We start from the raw sequence: 22995 nt of genomic DNA on the forward strand, positions 1-22995 counted from the left end.
GTCGATGCGCAGGCGCTGCTGGCCCTGCGAGGTGTTGAGGTCCAGGCCTTCGGTGCCGATGAATTGCTTTTGCGCGATGGCGGCCGGGTCCGCCGACCAGCCGATGTCGACGGCCGTGCCGCCGGGAGTGGCGGCCAGCTGGAAGCTGCTGCCGGCGACGCCGGTGACGTAGTAGGTGCGGCCGCTCTGAAGGCCGGCGATGCCGGGGTCGGCCAGGCTATGGCCCAGGTTCTTGTCGGCGCCCGGCACGATGGCCAGGGCCGTGCCGGCGGTGGCGTCGGCCAGCGTTGCGGCGAGTTTCAGGGCCTGGTCGCTCAGGCGGATCACGTAGTACAGGCCGCCTTCGACCAGGCTGCCGCCGCCGGTCAGTGCCAGCGGCGCGCCGTCACTGTGGTAGCGCACCGCCTGGCCTGTCTCATAGCCGTGCGCCTGCTCGAACCAGATGCTGTTGGTGTCGGCGGCCGCGAGCGTGCCGTCCGGCTGGGTGACTGGCATGAAGCCGCTGTCGAGCGCCAGGTCGATGAAGCCCGAGCTGAAGCCTTGCGTGCCGCCGTTGCGGTAGGTCACGGCCTGGCCGTTGACGAAACCATGCCCGGCCAGCGTGATGCGGTCGGTGCCGGCGTTGACGGCGGTCTTGCCGTCCACATTGGCGGCGGCCGTGGTGGCCGCTGCGGCCTGGCTCGTGAAGAGCTTGACGCTGCGCGCGTCGATGACCCGCACATACAGCGTCTGGCCGGTGGCGATGGCTGCGGCGCTGCCGTCAGCATTGCGCAACGAGAGGGCCGTGCCGTCGCTGCCGTCGTAGACAAGCGCGTCGCCGGTCTGCAGCAGGTGCGGGCCGGCGAAGCGCAGCACATCGGCATCGGCGTCCAGGCCGTGCGTGATGGTCTGGTTGCCCGAGGTGGTGGTGCGCGTCTGGCCGTCGATGGACAGGCCCAGCGTCAGCACCTGGCGACCGGCGGTGCCCGGCGTGCCGCGCAGCACGTAGTAGTCGCGGCCGCTCTGCAGGCCGCCGATGGCCGGGCTGCCTTGGTACTGCACCACGTCGCCGGCGTCGAGGCCGAAGTCGCCGTAGGTGAGCGTGTCGGCGACGCCATCCGTCGCGATGATCCGGTCCGGCGGCTGTGCGGCCGTCGTCTGGCGCAGGGCCTGCACGCGCACGTCGCCGTTGGCGTTGACGACGCTGCCCTTGCCGATGCGCGCGTCGACCTGGGCGAACACGGTGCTGTCGGCCACCGAAACGCCTGCCGAGATCACGCCACCGCCAAAACCCTTGGCGCTGGCGTCGGCTTCGGGCAGGTACTCGGCCAGCACGGTGACGTTGCCGGCGTTCACCTGCACGCCGTCGCCCAGCGTGGCAGCGATGCGCGTGGTGGCTTGCGCGGTCGCGTCGGCGCCCCGGCCGGCAAAGATGCCGCCGCTGGCCGCGCGGCTCAGCGAGAAGGCGTTGTCCTGCGCCACCGCATGCACGCGCAGGTTGCCGCCTTCGAGCACGGCGCCATCGTCCACGTGGGCCAGCGTCTTGCCGTCGACGACCGCATCGGTCAGTACAACGCCCACCCCGGCCAGCAGGCCGACGGCCACGCTGAAGCCTTCGGCATGCGCCTTGTTCTCGCCATCGGCCTCGATGGTGATGCCCTGCTCGCCGCGCACGCTGGCGCCAGCGCCGATGCCGGCATCGACACGGCCCGCGGCCGTGGCAGTGGCTTTGGCGCCGCTGCCGGCGGCCAGCACGGCGCCGGCGAACGGCAGCGCCTCGGCGCGCACCGGGGCGACGCTGCTGCCTGCCGCGTCCACCCGAACGGAACCTTGCGCCGAGACCTGCGCCGCAGCGCCGATGCCAGCGCCCACCGTCGATGCCAGCGAGGCTTCGGACAGCGCCACCGCCACCGACACGCCACCGGCGACGCCGACACCCAGTGCTTCGGACTCGATGGTCGTCGCCCGGTGCGCGGCGCTGAGCGCCACATCGCCGCTCGCCGTCACAACGACCAGCTCGCCCACGGTGGCTGCCACGTCCGGCGCCACCGTCAAGGCGGTATGGACGCCGGTGCCGGCGACCGCCACACCGCCGCTGGCGCCGACCGCGCTCACACTCGCGTCGGTGTCGTGCGCGTCAGCCGTGAGGGTCACGTGGCGCGCGCGGATGCGGGCATTGCTGGCGTTGCTGCGCGACTGGATCTCGGCCCTTGTGGCGCCGGTGAGCTCCGCCCGTGCGATCACCGCGCCCAAGCCGATGCCCAAGCTCAGCGCGCCGCCATCGGCCTGCACGTCCATGCCGGCGCGCGAATCGGCGCGTGCGCTCAGGTCGCCGCTCAGCGCGATGTCGGCATCGCCGCCGATGCTGGCCAGGGTGTCCACGTGGTTGTTGACCAGCACCACGCCGGCCGCCACGCCGCCCAGGGAGCCGACAGCGATGGCGATGCCCATGGGGGCGACGCCGGGATATCCGGCCACGGTGCTGTCGCTCGTCGCCAGCACCTGCAGGCCGCTCACTGCGTCGCCTGTGCCACTGCCGACCTGGGCGCCGGAGCCCAGCCGCGCCGCGGCGCCGCCCTCCAGCCCGACCACGGTCACCGAGGCACCAAGGGCTCCGCTGTACAGGGCATAGGACGCGGCCAGGGCGCCGGTGGATGCGCGCACTTCGGCGTCATAGCGAGCATCGAGGGTCACTGTGTCGGCGTGCGACACGCGCACGCCGCCGAAGCCGGTGTCATCGGCGAATGTGGCCTGCGACGTGGCGCTGTCGTTGACGACCAGCACCGACGCACCGATGCCCAAATTGCCACCGATGGCGCCCGCAGTGACCAGGCCTTCGACGGTGCTGGCGTAGTCGCTGCGCACGAGCACATCGCCGCCGGCCGACAGCAGCGAGCCGTCGCGCACTTCGGCGCGCACGTCGGCCTGGTTCTGCACGATGGCGATGGACGCACCGATGCCGCCGCTGAAGGCCCCCGAGCCGATGCCGACGGCACCGACGACCAATTCCAGCTGCAGCCTTTCACGGGCTTCGACGGTGATCGTGTCGCCGGCCGTGACCGTGTTGTTGGTGCCGATGAAGGCCTGCGTCCCGGCACTGGTGTGGCTGGTCGCGCCGGTGGCGCTGGCCACGCGGCTGTCGGTGGTGCCACTGCTGACGCGGGACGCGGCAGCCAGCGTGGCGCGGCGCGTGGCGTCGGCGGCGGCCGTGGCGATGCTGTGGTCATTGCCGCTGCCTGCGGCAAGGGCCAGCGCCCGGCCTGCCAGCGCGTCGTCGCGCGTGGCTGCGAGCTGGATGCGCGTGGGGTCGGCTGCATCCACGATCGCGTAGTAGCTGCGGCCGTCCTGCAGGCCGGGCAGGGCGGTGTTGCCCGCTGCGCCCTTGCGGTAGACGACGGCGTCGCCGGTGTGCAGGCCGGGGTCGGCGGCCAGCGTGATCGCGCCGCCGGCCACGCTGCCGCCCGCGAAGCTGCCCACCCCGCCGTACTGGCCGAGTGCGTCGACCAGTTGTGTCGGTTGCGTCTGTGCATCGACGGAGCTGGCCGTCGAGCCGTCGCTGCCGGTCATCGCGTTGTCGCTGCGTGTCGTGCCGTTGTCGTCGAAGCTGTAGCGGTCGCTGTAGTTGCCGCCCAGCGTGTAGACGGCGGCCGCCCCGCCCAGGCCGACCTGGCCGATGCCGGCCGAGACCACCAGGCTTTGCAGGTCCTTGAAGGCGATGGCATGCACGGACACGTCGCCCTGTGCCTGCACGTCGCCGCGCGCGGCAGCGCTGCTGTCGCCGATGAAGGCATGCGTGTCGTTGCGCACGATGACGACGTCGGCGCCGCCGGCCAGGCTGCCGCGCGGGGAGCCGGCCACCGCGCCGTCGGCCGTGCGCATCCGCAGCGTGTTGCCAGCCGCCACGGTCACCGCCTGGGCGGCGTTCTCGTCGCTGCTGCCGGTATTGATGCGGGCGCCGCCGGCGATCGCTGCCGTGGTGTCGCTGTCGACCACCGACACCGTGACGGCGCCGGCCAGTCCCACGTACTGTCCGATGCCTGCGCTGGCGGACACGCCGAACAGGTTGTCGGTCGACCGCGCCTGCACCACGACCCCACGCTGGGCGTCGCTGCCGAACTCGCCGGTCGCGGCGTTCTGCGCGCCGTTCAGCACGCCCGCCACGCTGCTTGCCTGCGCCAGCGCATCGACGCTGGCGTTGGCGCCAACGGTGGCTTCCGTGCGCTTGTCCACCAGCATCACGCCCACGCCGCCGCCGATGCCGCCGCCCTGGGCGCCAATGCCCGCCGAGCCGCTGATCACGTCGAGGTCGGCGTCGTCGCGCGCGTCCACCACCACATTGCCGCCGGCATGCAGCCGGGCCTGGTTGCCGACCCTGGCCTGCGTGGCGGTCTGGATATCGAGCACGGAGACGGACGCGGCCACGCCCGCGAAGCCGCCGCTGCCGGCCAACGCGACCGAGACGGCCAGCACGTCTTCAGCAGCGCTCGAACGCAGCGTGATGTGGCGCAACGCGTCCACCTCGGCACCGCTGCCGATGCTGGCGCTGGTGGTGGCGGCTAGCGTCACGACGTCGGCCGACGGCGTCACCGCCACGGTGCGCGCAATGCCACCGGCACCGGAAACACCGAGCTGGTGGAAATCGGCCGCCGCCGCGACGTTCACGTCCTGCGCCGCATGGGCGGCGGCATTGCCACGCCGGTTGATAGTGGCGTTAGCGCCAATGCTGGCCGAGGTATCGACCTGCGCGATGGCCACCGCGGCCGACAGCTGCACCGCCACCGAGCCGGCGCCGCCGACGCTGACGCCGAAGGAGCCGATGTCGTCCCGGTTGGTCGCCGTGACCGACAGGCCGCGGAAGCCGCTGGTGAACTGGTTGGAGACACCTCGCGCGCCGTTCAGCGAGGCGTCGTCGGCCCCGCTGTGGCCTGCCGTGCCGGCCGGTGCCGCCACCTGCACATTGCTGGCCGTGGTGGGTGTGACCGTGGCGGGGCCGAACACGCCGGCCAGCACGTCGAGCGCACTCTGGCCACGGGCGTCGACGCTGGCGCCAGCGCCGATGTCGGCGCTGACCGTCTTGGTCAGCGTGCTGACGGCCGCGCCGCCGCCGATGCTGACGCTGCCGCTGCCGGACAGGCTGCCGCCGATCACGTCCAGCGTGCTGCGGTCGTCGGCCGCGACGACGACGCTGCCGTCCGCGTCCACGCTGGCGCCGGCCGCGATGCGCGCCGCGGTGCCCAGGTCCAGCAGCGTCACGGCCGCACCGCCGGCGATGCCCACAGTCTGGCCAGCTCCGGCGCCACCGCCCGCAGCGGCCACGTCTTCGCTGGAAAGCGCCTGCACGCGGACATGGCCCTGCGCATGCGCGTCACCGCCCAGCGTGGCCTCGGTGCGCTTGGTGAGTTGCACGATGCCGACACCCGCACCGATCCCTGCCTTGCCCCCCACGCCCACGGCGCCGCCCAGGGCCAGCAGCTTGCTGCTGTGGCCGGCGAACACATTGATGCCCTGGCCCGCGGCGCCGTCGGCCGCCGGGTTGATGCGCGTGCCGTCGCCGACCTGGGCGCGGACCGTCTCGTTCAGCACCAGCGTGGCGCCGGAACCGGCCACGCCGGCCTTGCCACCGAGCGCGCCGCCGGCCGCGATGGCCAGGATGTCCTGCGCCTGCGTCGCGGTGAGGCTGAAGCCGTGGAAGGCCGCATCTGTCACGCGCGCATCGCCCGCGCCCGAAGTCACGCTGGCAGCGGCACCGGCGCCACCGGCCACGATCAGGGCGTCGGCCGCCACCAGCGCTTCGACAGTCTGGTCCTGCGTCAGGGTCATCGCCGACAGGCCGATGCCGGCCTGCTGCAGGCCGATGGCCAGGCTGCCGGCCAGTGCCAGCAGGCGCTGCTGGTTGTCGGCGGCCACCAGCACGTCGCCGGCGGCAGTGATGCTGGCACCGTCGCCCACCGTGGCGCGCACGCTGGCGGTTTGGTTGAACACGCCCACCGAGCCGCCGATGCCCGTGCCGCTGCCGCCGGCCACGCCGACGTCGAGCAGCATCAGGTTGAGCTTGGCTCGGGCGTCGATGACCACGTCGTCGCCAGCAGCCAGTACCGCGCCGGCGGCCACGCTGGCAGTGGTGTCGCGGGTGAGCGAGACCAGGCCCACGCTGCCGTCCACCGCCGTGCCCGAGCCGCTGTAGGCCACGGCGCCGGCGATGCTCAGGCTGGTCATGTCCAGCGTCTGCGCGGCGCTGACGGTGATGTCGTCCCGCGCTGTCACCACGGCGCCGCTGCCAACAGCCGCGCCGGTGTGCAGCGTGAAACTCTCAGCATTCAGCGCCGCGCCGATGCCCACGCGCCCGCCCAGCGCCAAGCCGCCGCCGGCGCCCGTGGTGTCCAGGTCGTGCCGCGCATCGACGAGCACGCCCTGCGACGCCGCTGCACTGGCTTGCGCGCGCTGGTTCACCTTCGCGCCGTCGCCGATGCGGGCGTCCACGCGGCTGTCCATGCCGCCGAGCGCGGCCGACGCCGCGACGGCCGCCATTTGCGACTGGGCGCCGGCCGCTGCGACCACCACCCGCGTGTCGCTGGCGCGTGCCAGCACCGCCACGCCGGGGCTGCGCTTGCCGTCCCGGTCCAGCGGCGCCGTGCCCTGGGCTAACGCATCCAGCTCGGCGTCGTCGTCGATGCCGGCGAGCACCGAGCGCCGTGCGTCCAGGCGCGCCGACGAGGCACCGAAGCCGAGTTGCCGGCCAAAGGCGGCACCGCCGGCGACGACCAGCGCCGGCGCTTGGTCGGCGGCTTCGATCAGCGCGCTGCCGGCCACGCGCACGTCGGCACCCGTGCGCACATTGGCCAGGACCGTGGTGTCGAGCTCAACCGTGGCCACCGCGCCCGACAGGCCCGCCACGCGCGAGACCGCAGCGCTGGCGCTGACGCTCGTCAGGTCGTTCAGCGCCTCGGCGCTCAGCGTCAGGTTGCCGCCCACGTTGACGGTGGCGTCACCGATCCAGGCTTGCACATCGCTGGTGAGGGTCTCGACGTCGGTCGCCGCGCCGATGCCGGCTGCTGCCTTGATGCCAAAGCCCGCCGCGCCCGCCACCGACACGGTGCGGCTGTGGCCTTGCGCGGTGACGACGAGGTCGCCGGCGGTCACGATGTCGGCGCCGTCGGCGACGCTGGCCGACACGCGGGTCTGGGCGTCGTTGCCGGTGGCCGAGCCGGTCAGGCTCAGGGTGCCACCACCGCCCGCACCGGCGCTGACGGCATAGCGCTCAACCTGCCAGTCGGCCGTGACGCCAACCGTGCCGGCGCGCACGGTGCCGCCGACGAAGGCGTCGACGACCGTGCGGCTGCTGTTCACCGCGACGGCGCCGCTGATGCCGGCCACGGCTTTGGCACCCATGGCGAAGGTGCCGGACAGCGCGAAGTCCTGGCTGTTGCCCGAGGCGACGATGACGAGGTCACCCTCGGGTGACGCCGGGTTGCCGACGACGACGGTGGTGCCGGAGACCGACGCCCGCATCGCGTCCTGCGCCGTGTTCCTGACCACGGCGCCGGCGGCGGAGACGGTTTTGCCGGCGCTGCCGGCCACCGCAAGCCCGATGACCTGCCGCTCGGCCAGCGCGGAGATGGTGGCATCCCCCGCCACGTCGATGCGGCCCGGTTGCGCCGGCAGGGCGGCCGGCGTCAGTGCATCGCCGATGAAGGCTTCGGTGGTGTTGTGGCTGTCGGTCAGGGCCGTCGCGGCGCCGACGCCGGCGGTCTTGCCGCGCTGGACCGCGCCGGTGATCTGCACCGTGAGCTGCGTCAGGTCGGCGCTCACGGCCAGATCGCCGCCGGTGGCCACGCGGGCGCTGTCCTCGATCCAGGCTCGGGTGGTGTGTGCACCGTCGAGGCTGGCGGTGATGTCGGCCGCCGACAGCGTCGTGCCCTTGCCGGAGGACTGCGCCACGGTGAGCGACTGGTCGAACTGGGTCGCGGTGACGGCGATGTCGCCGGCGGCCTTGACCTGCGCGCCGTCCTCGATCCAGGCCTCGGCCGTGCCGTTGTAGCCGAGGTCGAGCAGCGACCCGCCCACGCCCGCTACGCCCTTTTGGCCGCCAGCGACGTGAATCGCCTCGACGCTGGTGCGCGCGGCGATCAGCAGCGCCTGGCTCGCGGCGGCGAGCAGCGCCGGGTCCTGGTTGATGCGCACGTTCTGGCCGATCGACGCCCGTGATGTGTTGCTGACCTGCGTGTCGGTCACCGTGCCGGTCAAGCCGGACGCGCCCTTCGGCCCCTGCGCTTCGGCGTAGGTGGTCGTCAGGAACTGCGCCACGACGTAATTGGGCTTGGGCTTGGGCACCAGGTCGATGACCGCCTGCACCACGCCGGGCACTGCGCCCGCCGCCCACGCCGCGACGTTGTCGAGCGCCACGGCGCCGTTGTCGACGGCGATCTGCAGGCCTGCCGTCGGGTTCGTCGAGTCGGTGGCGCTGGACGGGTTGTCGGGGTCGGTCAGCGTGGGCTTGTCGATGTCCAGCGCCGACTGCAGGTTGCCGAGGTAGTAGCCGATGCGCACGGGCGTCGGAATCTCGGCGTCGGCTTCGATGTTCAGCGCGCCGGCCGCATCGAGCGTGGCACCGTCGTTCACCCGCACGGTGGCCGTGTTGGCGTAGTCGGTGTGCAGCAGCGTGCCGACGACGCCGACGCCGGCACCGCTCAGCGTGGCGATGCCGTAGGCCTGGTGGTTGTCCACCGCGTGGGCCGAGAGCGCCAGGTCGCCCGAGCTCCACAGCCGGCCCGTGCCGCCGACGTTGACGGTGGCGCTGTTGTCACTGAGGGCATGCACCGCTGCGCCGGCGCCGAAGCCGCCGGGCCGCTTGACCAGCGACAGCACGAAGGTGTCGTTCTCCTTCAGCTCGGAGAAGGCCGAGATGTCGAGGCCGGCGTGGTCGCCGCCATCTTCATCGGCATAGCGACCGGCTTCGCGGCTGCGCACCAGGCCGTCGATCTGCACCGTGGCGTTGGTGCGGTTTTCGCTCGCGGCCAGGCCGGCCATGCCGACGATCGCGCTCTGGGTGCGCTTGCCCTTGCCCTCGACGGCGACCTCGAATTCGTTCTGCACATTGGCCGCGCGGATCTGCACCGCGTCGCCGGTGATGCTGGCGTTGTTGCCCACCTTGACGAGGGAATCCGATTCGCCCACGCCGAAGGCCACGCCCAGGCGCGGCAGGGTCGGGACCTTCTTGGCATCGGCCACGACGTAGTTCGTCATGCCGTTGTTGACCTCGGTGTACAGCACCGCGTTGCGGTCGGCGTCCAGCGTGGCGCCCATGGCGATGTCGACGGTGGCCTGGCCCTTGGAGCTGGTGTAGCTCGCACCGAACGGCAGCGCCACGGTCGTGAACGAGACGTTCGAGTCGGCCTTGGCGGCAATATGGATATCGCCTCGGGCATGCAGGAAGGCGTCGGCGCCGATCGACACCGAGCTTGTGGCGGTGCCGCGGTACGTCGACGCGATGTAGGCCTCGGGTAGTTGCAACGCACTGAAGAGCACGCTGTTGGGGATCGAGCCGTACAGGCTCTCGAAGACCAGGCCGGCGGTGAGCGGGTTGTTTGGTTGCTGTGGGTCTTGCGTGCCGTCTGCCAGGATGCCTTTGACGGTGCCGAAGCGCACGACCTCGTTGGCCATGGCGTAGCCCGTGGGCACGGTCAGCGTGAGCGTGCGGCCGTCGGGCGAGATGGCCGCGACGGTGTAGGTGCCGTTGTTGCCCTCGGTGCCGCCGACCTGCAGGTTGCGGCCGACCTGGAAGCCGTCGTCCTGCCAGGTGCCCGAACCTTCGGCGCGCGTGACCGTGCTGGCGGCAGCGTCGAAGGTGAGCAGCGGGTTGCCGTGGGCGGCCGAGAAGGTGACTTCGATGTCCTGCGAGCTTTCAGCGGTGAAGCCAGTGAACCCGGGGGCGCCGAGTGTGAGCGTGGCGCCGTTGACGGCGGTGACCACGTAGACGCCGTTGTTCGCGTCCAGGGCGCTGGTGAGTTCGACCTGTTGGCCGACCGCGAAGCCGTCGGCCGCCCAGCTGCCGCCAGAGCGCGTGATCGTGCGGTTGCCCAGCGTCAAGGTCAGCGCGTCGGCATGAGAGAAGCTCAGCGCCGCGGACGAAGCCTCGGTGACGAGCGTGCCCTCGACGGTGAGCACCGCTCCCGAGACCGAGACGATGCGGTAGGCGCCGTCGTTGCTGACGCTGCCGCTGACCGACAGCTCCTGTCCGGCTGCATAGCCGGCAGCCCAGCTGCCCGAGGCCAGTGTGATCGTCGAGGCGTTGAAGCTTGCGCCGGCCGTTGCCTCGAAGCCGTCGCGCGGCGTGCCCCCGCCGGCCGGCGTACCGCCACTGACCGCGCCGGTGGCGCTCAGGTCCGCGCGCATGGCAGTTTCCTGCACGAAGCCCTGCGGGTTGTCGAGCGTGAGCGTGTTGGCCGTGACGCCGGTGATGAGCCAGGCGCCGTTGTTGCGGGCGCTGTTGACGACGATGAGCTGCTGGCCCACCGCAAATCCTTCGGCGATCCAGTTGCCTCCCGCATCCGAACGCGTGACGGTGTTCTTCGCACCGCTGCCCGAGAAGACTAGCGGCGCATGGCCGTCAAGCAGCACGTCAGGGTCGACCAGCGCGACCGGCACGGCGCCCGGGTCGCCAGCGTCCGACGCCGCAGTGGCGCCGGTGACGGACTGCGAGACGATGCTGGACGGATAAAAGAGCGTGAGCGTCGAGTCGGTGACTCCGGCGATCAGGAATTCACCGTCGTTGTCGCCCTTGCCGTCACCGTTGCCGTCGGCCGTGCCGCCAAAGCGCACCAACTGGAACTTCTTGAAACCTTCGGCCACCCAGCTGCCGCTGGCGCGGGTGACGGTGTCCGACGAGATCTGGTTGTTGTGGGTGAAGGTCAGCGCGGTGCCCGGCGCCATCAGGTTGACGCTGCGGATGTCCACACCGCTGGCGGTGGCCTCGTGGGTCAGAGCCTGGTTCGGTGCCAGTGTCAGCGTGGTCGGTGACACCGAGGCCACCTGGTAGTAGCCGTCGTTGCTGACGCTGCCGCGGACCTCGACCCAAGCGCCGGCGGTGAAGCCGTCGGCCGCCCAATTGCCGTTGGTGTCGGCACGGACGATGGTGTCGGCGCTGCCGTTGTCGTTGAAGCCGACGATGGCATCCTGCGGCATGGCCGGCACAAACAGACCGGTCTGCTGCGGGTTCAGCGCGGCCGCGCCGACGTCGTTGATCGTGTAGTCCAGGAGCCGCCGGTTGCTGGCGATGCCGGTGATGCTGATGTTGGCCGCTTCGATGCGCGTGCCGGCGCCGATGTGGACGGCTGAAGTCGCGTCGACCTGCCGGTTCAGCGATGAAAAAGCCGTTGGCGTGAGGCTGTAGTCGGCGGTGGACAACAGCGTGACGTCGCCGCCGGTGCGGATGTCGATGTTGTCAGCCACCGTGATGCCGCCGCCGGCATTGACTTTCAGCGAGCCGTCCAGCACGACGCTGGTGGCCAGGCTGATGTTGTCGGCATCGTTGATGGACAGCGTGAACGCGCCGATGCCCGTCAGGTCGGCCACGCGCAGGCGGTCGTCACCGAAGCCGAAGTTGATGGTCAGCGTGCGATCGGTCGGGGCGCGGAACAGGAAGGTCTCGAAGCTGCCGATGCCTGACAGGATGTTCGAGGTGACGACGAGCTGGTCGGTGAGGATGTCGTAGCTGAGCGTGGCGTCGTTGACACCGGGAGTCAGTGAGATGGTCACGTCGCCGCTGGCACCCGCCAGCACGCTGACGGGCTCCAGGCCGTCAAACGCCACGCTGCGCTCGGCCACCCGCAGCACGCCGGACTGCGGCCCGGTCGCCTCGTAGGCCAGGTCGGGACTGCCGGTGGTGTCCACCCGCAGGATGTCGTAGCCCCCCGCGCCACCGTCGACGCCCCCGGACAGCGAGCCGCCATCCTGCAGCACGAAGGTGTCCTCGTTGTCGACCGCACCGGCCAGGTGTTCGACACCCACGAAGCGCACGCTCGCCACATGCCCGGCATTGACGCCGTCGATGGCCCAGGTGCTGTCTGCCCGAGGCCCGTGCAGCACGTCATCGCCGAGACCGCCGTTGACTGTCGCCAGCAGGCCAGGCGCGTCGATGTCGATGCGGTCGTCGCCATCACCGGCGTCGATTTGCAGTTCGCGTACCCCTTGTGCGGCATCTCCGAAGCGCTGCGTTCGGCCGTTGATGGTGAGGTCGAGGATGGCTGCACCATCGGCGGCACTGGCCATGCGTTGCACCACCACGTGTTCCGCTTCTTGCGTCAGCGTGGCTTGCAGGACCCCTGCGTCGCTGAGCGCCAGCACTGGGTCGGCCGAGAGCAGCAGGCGCGGCTCAAGGGTTTCGAGTTGATAGCTGGAGACTTGCGGCGCCGGCTGGCGTCGGCGTGCCGGTGCGGCTTCGGGTACTCGCGTTGCATCGGTGGCCAGAGTCGGCACGGGCGCAACGTCACGCCTGCCGCCGTGCAAGCGCTGCAGCACGGCGCTGGCGAGCGCACTGAGTTTTCTCACCTGGCGAACAGTCTTGGACTTGGGGCCTGTGGATTTCTTGTTCGACATGTCATTCCCCTGGGACTCAGCCCATCCTGTTGGTTCGCCATGGCAGCAGGCAGTACCGCCTCATCGACAAACCCTGCTCGGCTCGAAGTTCGTACCCAGGCATCGGCGACACAGCGCGCCGGTCCCAGCCACGTAAGACGAGGCGGTCGGTTTTCCACCAGCTCGCAGCGCGTACCGCAATGACGGTTCAGGCCGGCAGCCTCGGTGCCGGTCGCCACGTGCCACCTGGACTGATCGTTATGCCAGCAGCCAAGTGCATTCTCTCGGCGAGAGTCTTCGATCGTGGTGTCATGTCTGCTTGCGGCGCTGTCCCAGTAGAACGGGACGCTGCTGGCCGACCGGCAGCCCTACGCACCGGGCATCCATCGGCTGACGCCCGCACGCGGAGTCCGCAGGCTGGCTAATGACAGGACATGGCAATGCATAGGTTTGGTATCGATCTTGAGTTCTGCCGCTGAGTGTCCCCAGCCGACTCCCGGAAGTCCCAAAGGCGAGCCAAATCTTCTCCAAATTCACGCCGGCGACTGTTGTGGCGTTCGTGTCGTCTGTTCGTGGAGCGTCCTGGCGTGTCCCCGCTGCGCGGGGCCGGGCTGTTGCACTGCGCGTCGAGCCGCCGTATGGCCGAGCGTCTCACCCCTTGCGGGCTCAGGGCATGCCGGCGTAGTTTTCAGCGGGTCGTGACCGCACCCGGAAGGGGTGGACTTAATCAGCGTTGCCCTTGCCTTTGTTCCAGGGCTCGCGCGACAGGGTGTTGGCTGCTGCTTCCATGATGGTCTCCCATCGAGTTGAGGGCCAGCAAGCTTGCGCCGGGGCCGCCCGGGTCGATAGGGGTGGCGCGTCGGCAGCTTGCATGCGGATTGTCGGTGTAGCACGTTTGCTATACATTTATGCGATGCGCTCCGCCACCTTTCCCCCCATCCGCGTAGAGCCCGAGGTTCGGGCCGAAGTCGAAGCCGTCTTGCGGGACGGAGAGTCGCTGACCCAGTTCATCGAGCAGGCGGTCGTTGCGGCCGCAGCTTGGCGTCGCGTGCAGGCGGAGTTCGTCAGCCGCGGTGAGGCGGCGATCGAGCGTTGGAAGCAAGAAGGCGGCGGACGTTCGGTCGACGAGGTCATGGCCGGCTTGCAGGGGCGCCTTGACGATGCGAAACGTCGAGCAGTTGAACGCACTGGCCGGTGAAGCCCGTCTACAGCGTCACGCTGCTCGAAGAGGCAGTCGCGGACCTTCAACGCCTGGAGGACTTCGCCATCGAACGTGAGCTCGCAAGTGAAACGCCGGATTGGACGACGCCTCAACGCGCGCTCGACGCGATCAGCGAGGGGATGCGTCTACTGTCCTGGTCGCCTTTCACTTGCCGCAAGGCGGAACTGGGGAACGGCCGCTCGCGTGAATTGGTCGTGCCGTTTGGCGGCGCGGGCTACGTTGTGCTGTTCGAAATTGTCGGCAACGACGTGGTCGTGGGTGCTGTTCGACACCAGCGCGAAGAGGACTACCGCCACTGAAATCGGGCATCAGGCCGGCCGGCCGACGCTGCGATGCGACTGCTCGTGTCGGCGATGCGTATCGCGTTTTTGAGTCACCTGGCAGCTTCGTGCCCTTATGTACATCTACACATAAGGGCACATGGCTGACCCTCGGCGCCGCCGGCGAAGCGAAGGACAGGAGCCAGCCTCAAGCCGACCTCCGGTCAGCTGCGTTGGCTTGAGCCTGAGGGCGGCCAAGGGTCATGGCGGTCTTAGTAGGCTGGACCAGGTTTGACGCAGGGTGAGCGTCCAGGCCAACCATCTTGAAGGCTGCCTAGACGATCCCCGCGCCTGTTGGCGCATGAGCGCGGGCATTGATGGCCGGACTCGCTGTTCAGTCGGATCTCTGCCCCGCTGCATCAGACGCGCGCTACCTGAGCGAGCAAGAGCAACGTTGTCGGATAGTTGGCCGCGTCGCGACTAGGCAAGAAGACCGGCACTTTTCGGAACGCCGATCCTCACGCTCAAAAAACGATGCGATGACGGCGCGGGCGATCAAGTTCTGACTCTGCGGCTTCCGCTCTGCGTAGCGGTGCATCGGCATCACCCTCCCCGCAGGCTTGCTGCCGACGCGCTGCATGCTCACGCGAAGCCCCCATTTGTCCCGTTGTGTATCAAGACTTGCCGCTACAGCCCGGCGCCGGTATCCCCCTGGCGCAAAAATCGGAGTCAGTAAGGAAAAGGACCTAGAGGCTTTCGCTTCTAAGTCCTTGATTTCTCTTCTTATTTTTGGTCGGGACGGCGGGATTCGAACTCGCAACCCCTTGCACCCCATCCAGGATTACCGCCTACCGTTGACCGCCAGTCGCGCGCGTTGCAACGGGGTGCGTTCCGGGGCTCGGTAGCTGCAGTTCTCTTCGCTCAGCCGCCAATCAGGCATGGCCGCAGCAACCTTGGACGCGACGGCGGGGGCAGCGTCGAGCAGCATCGAGCCAGCGATGCAGCGCACCACCGTGGCACCCAACGCCTTGACGGTCGTCTGCGCCTCCGCCACGACAGCAGGGTCGGGCTGCAGCGCGGGGAACGAGAAAACGTACCTGCTCATGGCCTCGATTGTCGCGCCAAGCCCTTTCCTTGCCTACTGGCCGTGAATCCGAGGTCTTCGGTGTTCGCTAGAGCGAGATCCACGATGGCCTGGGAGCGAGCGGCGTCCCGCGGGAGATCGAACACCGGGCTACCGGCCAGGCGGCGCGCCACAACACCGGTGGCGATCGGGGTTGCCATGGAGGTGCCGGTCATGACGCCCCAGCGATTTCCAAGTATCGTTGACACGATGGCAACCCCGGGAGCGGTCATTGCCACCTTGAATCCGCGGTTCGAGAAGCTCGCGAAGAATGTCTGCGACCCTGCGATCTGCTTGCCCGTCACCTTGCTCAAGGTCCAATCGACGTAGGTGCCGGCCGGCCAGCTCGCCTCAAGTCCGATGACCGACACGGCCATGCATCGTTTGTAGCCAGCCGGATAGTCGACGGTGTCGTGCCCGTCGTTCCCGGTGGCCGCGATGCAGACGCAGCCCGCTTCCCCGGCAAGGTCGATGGCATCCTTGACTGCGCCGTCCTCGGCGCCGCCAATGCTGAGGTTGATCAGGTCACATCCGTCGGCCGCCGCCTGCTTGATCGCTGTGGAGATGTCGAAAGTCGAGGCGTATTCAGCGCCGGATTTGAAGATCCGGTAGGAGAGCAGCTCGACCTTTGGCGCCTCGCCTCGACGCCCGCCACATGCGTTCCGTGACCTTCCTCATCGGTGTAGCGGGTCGTTTTTTCGCCCGTGGTGTTCATCCCACCGAGAACGGTCCGCGCAGCATGTTTGCCGACACCGATGTCGATCACACCGACGCGAACCTTCTTGCCGTCGCCGATCTTGGCCTTGCCGTACACCTTGTTGCGCGCGTCCGGCACATCAATCGCGAGGAGGAGTGCGTATTCCACGCGATCGCGGACACCGTTCCGCTCTGATGGCGGACAGCATTCCGCCGTGATGGCGGACACCGTTCCACGCTGATGGCGGACGGCATTCCAAACTGATCGCGGACACCGGGAGGGTGTTCTGAGTGACCCAACGAGGCATAGGCTGCCCGGCTTTTTGGCCGGGAGAGGCGATGCCCACACCAAGGGTCCTCATGAGCAAGATCAGACAAGCACTTCAACTGCTGGCCGACGCCAGCCTCAGCACCCGGCAGGTGGCCGCCGCTTTGGGCATCAGCAAGACCACCGTCAGCGAGATCGCGATGTATGCGCGCGACGCTGGCGTCGGGTGGCCGCAGTCGGCCACGCTCAGCGACGAAGAGCTGCAGGCGCGGCTGTACCCGCCACCGCGGCCACGCAGCAGCACCCGGCTCGAGCCCGACTACGCGACGCTGCATCAAGAGCTCAAGCGCCCGGGCGTCACACTGCAGCTACTGTGGGAGGAATACCGCGCGGGCGCCGGGGCTGCCGCCTACCGCTACAGCGCGTTCTGCGAGAAGTACCGCGCCTGGGCCAAGAGCCTCAAGCGCTCGATGCGCCAGATCCACCCGGGCGGCGAGCGGCTGTTCGTCGACTACGCCGGCCAGACGGTGCCAGTCGTGGACGCAGGCACTGGCGAGATCCGCAGCGCCCAGGTGTTCGTGGCGGTGCTTGGGGCATCGAACTACACCTACGCCTGCGCGACCTGGCAGCAGACGGCCGCCGACTGGGTGGGCGCCATCATCGCGACGCTGACGTTCATCGGCGGCGTGCCCAAGTTGCTGGTGCCCGATCAGCCACGCGCACTCATCGCCAACCCCGATGCCTACGAGCCCGTCACCGCGCGGCTGATGCAGGAGCTGGGCGAGCACTACGGCGTGGCGGTGCTGCCGGCACGCCCAGGCCGGCCCCAGGACAAGGCCAAGGTCGAGGTGGGGGTACAAGTGGTCGAGCGCTGGATACTGGCGCGGATGCGCCATCGGCGCTTCTTCAGCTTGGTGGAGCTCAACCGCGCCATCGCCCAGCTGTTGGCTGACCTCAACCAGCGTCCGTTCAAGAAGCTACCCGGCTGCAGGGCGGTGGCCTTCGCAGCACTGGACGCACCGGCCTTGAAGCCGTTGCCAGCAACGCCGATGGTGCTCGCGCAGTTCAAGCCAGCGAGGGTCAACATCGACTATCACGTGGCCTTCGAGGGCCACTACTACTCCGTGCCGCACCAGCACGTCGGCACCGCCGTGGAGCTGCGCATCACGGCCGGCACGCTGGAGGTGCTGCTGCGGCGCCAGCGTATCGCGGCGCACGCGCTCAACCACCACGTGGGCGGCTTCACCACGGTGGCCGAGCACATGCCGGCGTCGCACCGCGCGCACCGGCAATGGACGCCGGCCAAGCTCATCGGTTGGGGCGAGCGCATCGGTGCCGCCACGGCTGGCGTGGTGCGCTGGCAGATGGAACACCGCACGCACCCCGAGCAGGGCTACCGCGCTTGCCTGGGCCTGATGCGCTTGGCGCGCGAGTACGGCGACGAGCGGCTGGAGGCGGCGTGCGCCCGAGCGCAGTCCATCCGTGCGCCGCACTACCGCAGCGTCAAGTCGATCCTGGCCAGCGGCCTGGACCGGCAAGGCAGCAGCTTGCTGGGCGGCGACACGGCATCCATGCCCGCTCACGACAACGTGCGTGGACCCAGCTACTACGGACACCACTGAGGCTGGCGCACCACCAGCCCCTTGGCCTAACTCTCAAACATCACGAATACACCATGCTTCAACAACACACCCTGGACCAACTGCGCGGCCTGCGCCTGGACGGCATGATTGCCGCGCTCAACGACACCGCCCTGCAGGCCAGCGCCGAGGGGCTGCCCTTCGAACAGCGCCTGGCGCTGCTGGTGCAGCGCGAGCTGGACTGGCGCGATGGCAAGCGCGTGGCGCGGCTGCTCAAGGCGGCCAAGCTCAAGGTCAGCGGCGCCTGCGTCGAGGACATTGACTGGCGGGCTGGCCGCGGCCTGGACCGGCATCTGGTCACTGCGCTGGCCGAGGGCGACTGGATTCGACATGGCCGCAATGTACTGATCACGGGCGCCACCGGTTGCGGCAAGACGTGGCTCGGTTGCGCGCTGGCCCAGCAGGCCGCACGTCAGGGCTTCACCGTGCTCTACACCCGCTCGACCCGGCTGCTGCAGGAGCTGCAGGTGGCGCACGGCGACGGCAGCTTCGGTCGTCGCCTGGCACAGCTGGCGCGACTGGATTTACTTGTCCTGGACGACCTGGCCATTGCGCCCATCGCTGCCCAGGAGCGCCAGGATCTGCTCGAGCTGCTGGACGACCGGGTGGGCAGCCGCAGCACACTCATCACGAGCCAGATGCCCAGCAGCGCCTGGCATCAATGGCTGGGCGAACCCACCATCGCCGACGCCATCATGGACCGACTCATGCACGCCTCGCACAGCATTGCGCTCAAGGGCGAGTCTCTGCGCCGGGGCTCATCCCAGGTCTGACCCATGGGCCGTTCCACGCTGATCGCGGACACCGTTCCAAACTGATGGCGGACAGTTGACCTACCATCCAGGCCGTCACTCAGGCACCCCACTCAGGGTGTCCGCGATCGCCCGGAACACTGTCCGCGATCAGCCTGGAATGGGTGTCCGCGATCAGTGGAATACGCAGAGGAGGATCGAAAACGCTCCCGAGGGCCGCATGGTGAAGGGGGCCTGCACCGCATGTCACTTCGGTTACTGCGTTTGCTACTGCAAAAATGCTGTAGCGGAGATTCCCATGCCGTTCGGTCCTCAACTGCCTGGACGCTCAGTGGCGCGGTGCGCCACCTTGACATGGTGGGGGTCGTTGGTTCGAATCCAATCGCGCCTACCAAATACGGTAGGAAAATCAAGCACTTAGCGGCGACGCTAAGTGCTTTTTTTATGCGCGTACGAAAAATGTACGAAAAACCGAACAGCCAACTCTCGACATTTGGCCCGTAGTCGGATTGCCGACTTGATTGCCATGGGCCGGGTACGAACGTTGGGTGGCGCATGCTGCTGCTCGTGTCGCCAGTCTTCGCGTGCATGCCAAGACACAGAAGCCTTAGGTCATGGGCGAGTAAGCCGGCGGCCACGTGATCCGCGACCTGTTCAGCATGGGCATCACGCCAAGACCTGCAGATCAAGAACGAATGCGCGGAAGTCGCGGCGGGACGGAGCGGTGCGCTTCTGGGCGGTACCCCAACTCACCGTTGATCCATGGGGGTCCGAACTGGCTCGCCCCAAGCGGCATGCGGCTTGACCAAATGTGTGAACAATTCACAAACCGTCATGATTCGACGCCAAATCAACCTCTTTTTGATAAAGTGGTTTGACCAACGTTGACTTCGACCGCGCGACAAGAGTCGATGCGAAGCGCAGGGCGCGTTGGCGGCACAAGAACAGAGAGAGGGAGGAAGCCATGGGACGACTCTGCATGGCGCACGATGACGGACATTCCGGGCTGCCCAGTGGGGCGGGCCATTTCCGTCGCGTCGCGAAGCACCTGAGCGAATCATCAACCGGCGCCTTGCGCCGGCTGGCGCGTTGCGCGCCGCCGCTGCATTCGCAGCCGTCCCCGCGTTGTCACCAGATTCTTAAGTCATCGAACGTGCAAACGAACCTGAACGCCGAAACGCCCCCCACGCTGCGTTGCCCCTCCGGCAGTCCAAGACAGAGCTCCGCCCAGTTTGGGCGCCCCGTCGCTTCGGCAATGAAGGAATTTGCATTCATGGCGTCGGTCGTGGCAATTGCGATTCTGGGCTTCGCGTCCACGGCCTCCATGGCCGGATCGCTCAGCGTCTCCGGCGGCGGCACCGCGACATACAGCCGCGGGATCGAGGTGCCACCGGGCGCTGGCGGCCTGGCACCCAGTGTCGGTCTGTCATACGCGGGCGGCTCAGGCAATGGGCCGCTTGGGTACGGGTGGAACCTGCAAGGCCTCTCGGCGATCACGCGCTGCGGCCCCATCCAGGCGATCGACGCCAAGCGTGCGGGGGTGACCTACAGCGCGACCGACAAGCTGTGCCTTGACGGCATGCGTCTGATCCAGACCAACGAGTCCGGTGATCCGGCAGTGACCATGAACGCAGTCGGCGTTCCAGTCTCAAGCCAAGCCAATGATGCGCAGGGCTTGTCGGCTTCGTCCTACCGCGAGTTCCGTACCGAAAAAGACATGTACGCCAGGGTGCGTGCCTACGGCTACGCCAACGGGGACACCTCTGGCGCTTCCGGCCCCGCGTACCTCAAGATCTGGATGAAGTCCGGCCAGATCTTTGAGTACGGCGCCAGTCCCACGGCCGACCCCAACGCCAACGCGCTGATCACCCGAACTGGCGCCGCCAATGGCGCGATGGTCTGGGCCTTGGCGCGCATCAGCGACACCGCAGGCAACCGCATCGATTTCAAGTACGAGCAACGCACCCCCGCATGGGGCACCGGGCCGACGTCGGGTTCGCCGACCCTGGGCCGCGAATGGGCGATCCGCGAGATCCAGTACAGCGGCAACAAGGTCGTCTTCAACTACGACAACGACACCCGAACCGACCGCGCCGAAGCTTATCAACAGAGCACCAAGATCGTCAGCGTGCGGCGCTTGGAGTCCATCACAACCTACGTCAACAGCGCCAACACCGGCGCCCTTGGCCCGGCGTCCAATGCCGTCGCCGTGAAGACCGTGGCGCTGCAGTACGACACCGGGCCAGTCAGCCGTCGAAGCCGGGTCATTTCACTGCGTGAATGCGCAGGAGCGCCTGGGAGTACTCGCTGCCTGCCGGCCGAGACCTTCACCTACTCCGCCGGTGGTGGTGACGCCTATACCGTGAACCCTGCCTTCCGCAACGATGCCCTGGCGCTCACGGTTCTGCGCAACAGCAGCGACACGATCGGGACCATCGCCTTCGACATTAACGGCGACGGCAAAACCGACCTGCTGCGCTGGGGTGACAGCCCGGCCAACAACGGTGTCTGGTTCAGCAACGGCGACGGGACCTTCAATAGCGCTACGACCACCTTCAACATTGGCGTCAACCTGATGCGAAGCGACGGTTGTTATCGGGCTTACATCGCCGACGTCAACGGAGATGGGCTGCCTGACATTGTCAGATACCGCTCGCCGACCAACAGGTCTGGGGCCGCTTGCCCGTCATCCGACACCAACCACCTGGTGTTCATGAACAACGGCAATGGCAGCTTCACGCAGAGCACATTGACAGGCCCAACGCTCTTCCTCGGTCCACCTCAAACAAACGGTCCCATGACCGTCAGTACCAGCACCTTCTTCCTGATGGATGTGAATGGCGATGGCAAGGTAGACATCATTACGGCTGCCACTCCCGCGTTGTCTTCTGACGCCTGCACGGGTTGCACGAATGTCTATTTGGGCAATGGAGCGGGCAACTTCGCGCCAGTGACGAGCAACGTCAACAACGTCAATCTCTATAACTATGACGGGACCACGTCGCCAATCCTCACGGACCTGAACGGCGACGGCCTGTCTGACTTGATTGCCTGGCGGTACAAAGGTTCGTCAGTTCAGACGCAGATCTGGTTATCGCGGGGAGATGGCTCATTCGATGGCGGCATTCAGTTCCTATGCGGCGGTCCCATGTGCGCTCCGTACAAGACGCCGATTGACGTCAACGGAGACGGCAAACCTGAGCTCGCTATTGTTGGCACCCTGCAGTTGGGGGGCGATGCTCAAAACTACCAGTGGATGTCGGTACCAACTGTACCCATGGGTACAGTGTTGGACCTCAACGGGGATGGCCTGGATGACATGCTCGTCACCAGCGACACGCCAAGCGGCAACACGCTGCACCTGAGTAACGGCGACGGCACGTTTCGCGTCTCGACGACGTTCAACCTGGGCGTAGGCATGCCCGTCCAGTTGAACAAGTCCGACCGAACCTACGGTTACCTCGTTGGCGACTTCAGCGGCCGCGGCTCGGTGGAGTTCCTGCGCACCGCCAGCGCCCCAGCCAGCGGCGACGCGACGAGCAACCTGCTGCTGGTCAAAAGCGATGCCATGCCGCCGGATCTGATGCAGACGATGCGTACGAGTACCGGTTCGACTACGACGCTGTACTACGTGCCGTTGGGCAATGCGGTACCCAGTAGTCCCAGTGCAGTCGGCGGTCGATATATCCACGAGCGTGGCAACCCCGATGCCGTGGTCAGCGGCGCCATCGATGCCACGCCGCCGTTGTACGTCGTCGTCACCAGCGTGGCGGACGCCGGTGTCGGCAATTCAACGGTGAAGACAGAGTACAGCTATGTGGGGTTCAAGGCCAGCCTCACCGGTCGTGGAGGATTGGGCTTTCGCAAAGTTTTGGTAGAGACCGTGTCGCCCAATGGCGACGCGCTCACCACGACCACGTCGTACCTGCAGAACCACCCGTATACCGGAATGGTCAAGGGTGTGACGATTTTCAGCACCACACTTGGTGCTGCCCCCAACATGGCGCCGCAAACCCTTGTCGCCAACGGCTACTGTGATCGCACGAATACTGCCGGCCCAGGGTCAGGCTATGACGACTGTACGGTTGCAGCCAAGGTGGCCAGGCCATATCAGTACAAAAGCACCGTTGTCGCCTACGACCTGGCTAGCACGCCACTGTCGGTGACCACCGCCGCCAAGCAGTTCAACGACACCGGGGACCTCACGCGGGAAGACGTGACCACCACCGGATCGGTGGCTGGGGTGAGCCAGAGCTTTGTGCAGACCACCGTGAACGTGTACGACGCGGTGGACACCAACTGCAGCGCGATTGCCACGTGCGGCTGGGTGACGGGCCGGCTCAACCGTTCCACCATCACCCGCAGCGTGCCCAACAGCCTGGATGCCATCCCGCGCTCGGCCGGCAACAGCGCCAACGCATCGTCGACCCAAGGCACGGGCCCATGAGCGCGCTTGCACACCGGCCCGGGAGCCGGCTATCG

9 protein-coding genes (1 of these 9 cut by a window edge) are annotated in these 22995 nt (G+C 68.0%); 6 read left to right on the forward strand and 3 right to left on the reverse strand.

The features are described 5' to 3' along the window. On the reverse strand, positions 1-12573 hold the start of the coding sequence (locus ACG00Y_RS26295) for an LEPR-XLL domain-containing protein (protein WP_394484169.1). Its footprint begins 15642 nt before the window's first position; 12573 of the gene's 28215 nt are visible here — the first part of the coding sequence; its start codon is at positions 12571-12573; its stop codon lies off the left edge, out of view. 892 nt (positions 12574-13465) lie between these two features. Here ACG00Y_RS26295 and ACG00Y_RS26300 point away from each other — a divergent pair. Both ACG00Y_RS26300 and ACG00Y_RS26305 read left to right on the forward strand, forming a co-directional pair. Further along, entirely contained in the window at positions 13466-13750 is a 285-nt protein-coding gene (locus ACG00Y_RS26300; protein WP_394484171.1) for a YlcI/YnfO family protein, read from the forward strand. Beyond that, complete coding sequence (locus tag ACG00Y_RS26305) at positions 13747-14073, forward strand: type II toxin-antitoxin system RelE/ParE family toxin (RefSeq protein ID WP_394484173.1); 327 nt, start codon at positions 13747-13749, stop codon at positions 14071-14073. The genes ACG00Y_RS26300 and ACG00Y_RS26305 overlap by 4 nt, the downstream gene beginning before the upstream one ends. Positions 14074-14875: 802 nt before the next feature. Here the strand turns inward: ACG00Y_RS26305 and ACG00Y_RS26310 are convergent. After that, a complete protein-coding gene (locus tag ACG00Y_RS26310) occupies positions 14876-15139 on the reverse strand; it encodes a hypothetical protein (protein WP_394484175.1) in 264 nt (87 codons plus the stop codon). After that, positions 15136-15777 (reverse strand): S8 family peptidase, encoded by a 642-nt coding sequence (locus ACG00Y_RS26315; protein ID WP_394484221.1) that lies wholly within the window; start codon positions 15775-15777, stop codon positions 15136-15138. Before ACG00Y_RS26315 ends, ACG00Y_RS26310 begins: the two co-directional genes overlap by 4 nt. Before the next feature lie 44 nt (positions 15778-15821). Between ACG00Y_RS26315 and ACG00Y_RS26320 the strand changes: the two genes are divergently transcribed. The 4 genes from ACG00Y_RS26320 (at position 15822) to ACG00Y_RS26335 (ending at position 22960) form a co-directional block, all read left to right on the forward strand. Beyond that, a complete protein-coding gene (locus ACG00Y_RS26320) occupies positions 15822-16049 on the forward strand; it encodes a hypothetical protein (protein WP_394484177.1) in 228 nt (75 codons plus the stop codon). Between the two features lie 143 nt (positions 16050-16192). Further along, the gene (gene istA / locus ACG00Y_RS26325; RefSeq protein WP_394484179.1) at positions 16193-17743 is read left to right on the forward strand and encodes an IS21 family transposase; all 1551 of its coding nucleotides are present in this window, start codon (positions 16193-16195) and stop codon (positions 17741-17743) included. 53 nt (positions 17744-17796) lie between these two features. Continuing rightward, positions 17797-18534: an IS21-like element helper ATPase IstB gene (gene istB / locus ACG00Y_RS26330; RefSeq protein WP_394484181.1), complete on the forward strand. Its 738-nt coding sequence runs from the start codon at positions 17797-17799 to the stop codon at positions 18532-18534. Positions 18535-19477: 943 nt separating this feature from the next. After that, positions 19478-22960: an FG-GAP-like repeat-containing protein gene (locus ACG00Y_RS26335; RefSeq protein WP_394484183.1), complete on the forward strand. Its 3483-nt coding sequence runs from the start codon at positions 19478-19480 to the stop codon at positions 22958-22960. The last annotated feature ends 35 nt before the right edge of the window (positions 22961-22995 follow it).

Source organism: Pelomonas parva (genome assembly GCF_043555835.1).
Lineage (GTDB): Bacteria > Pseudomonadota > Gammaproteobacteria > Burkholderiales > Burkholderiaceae_C > Pelomonas > Pelomonas parva.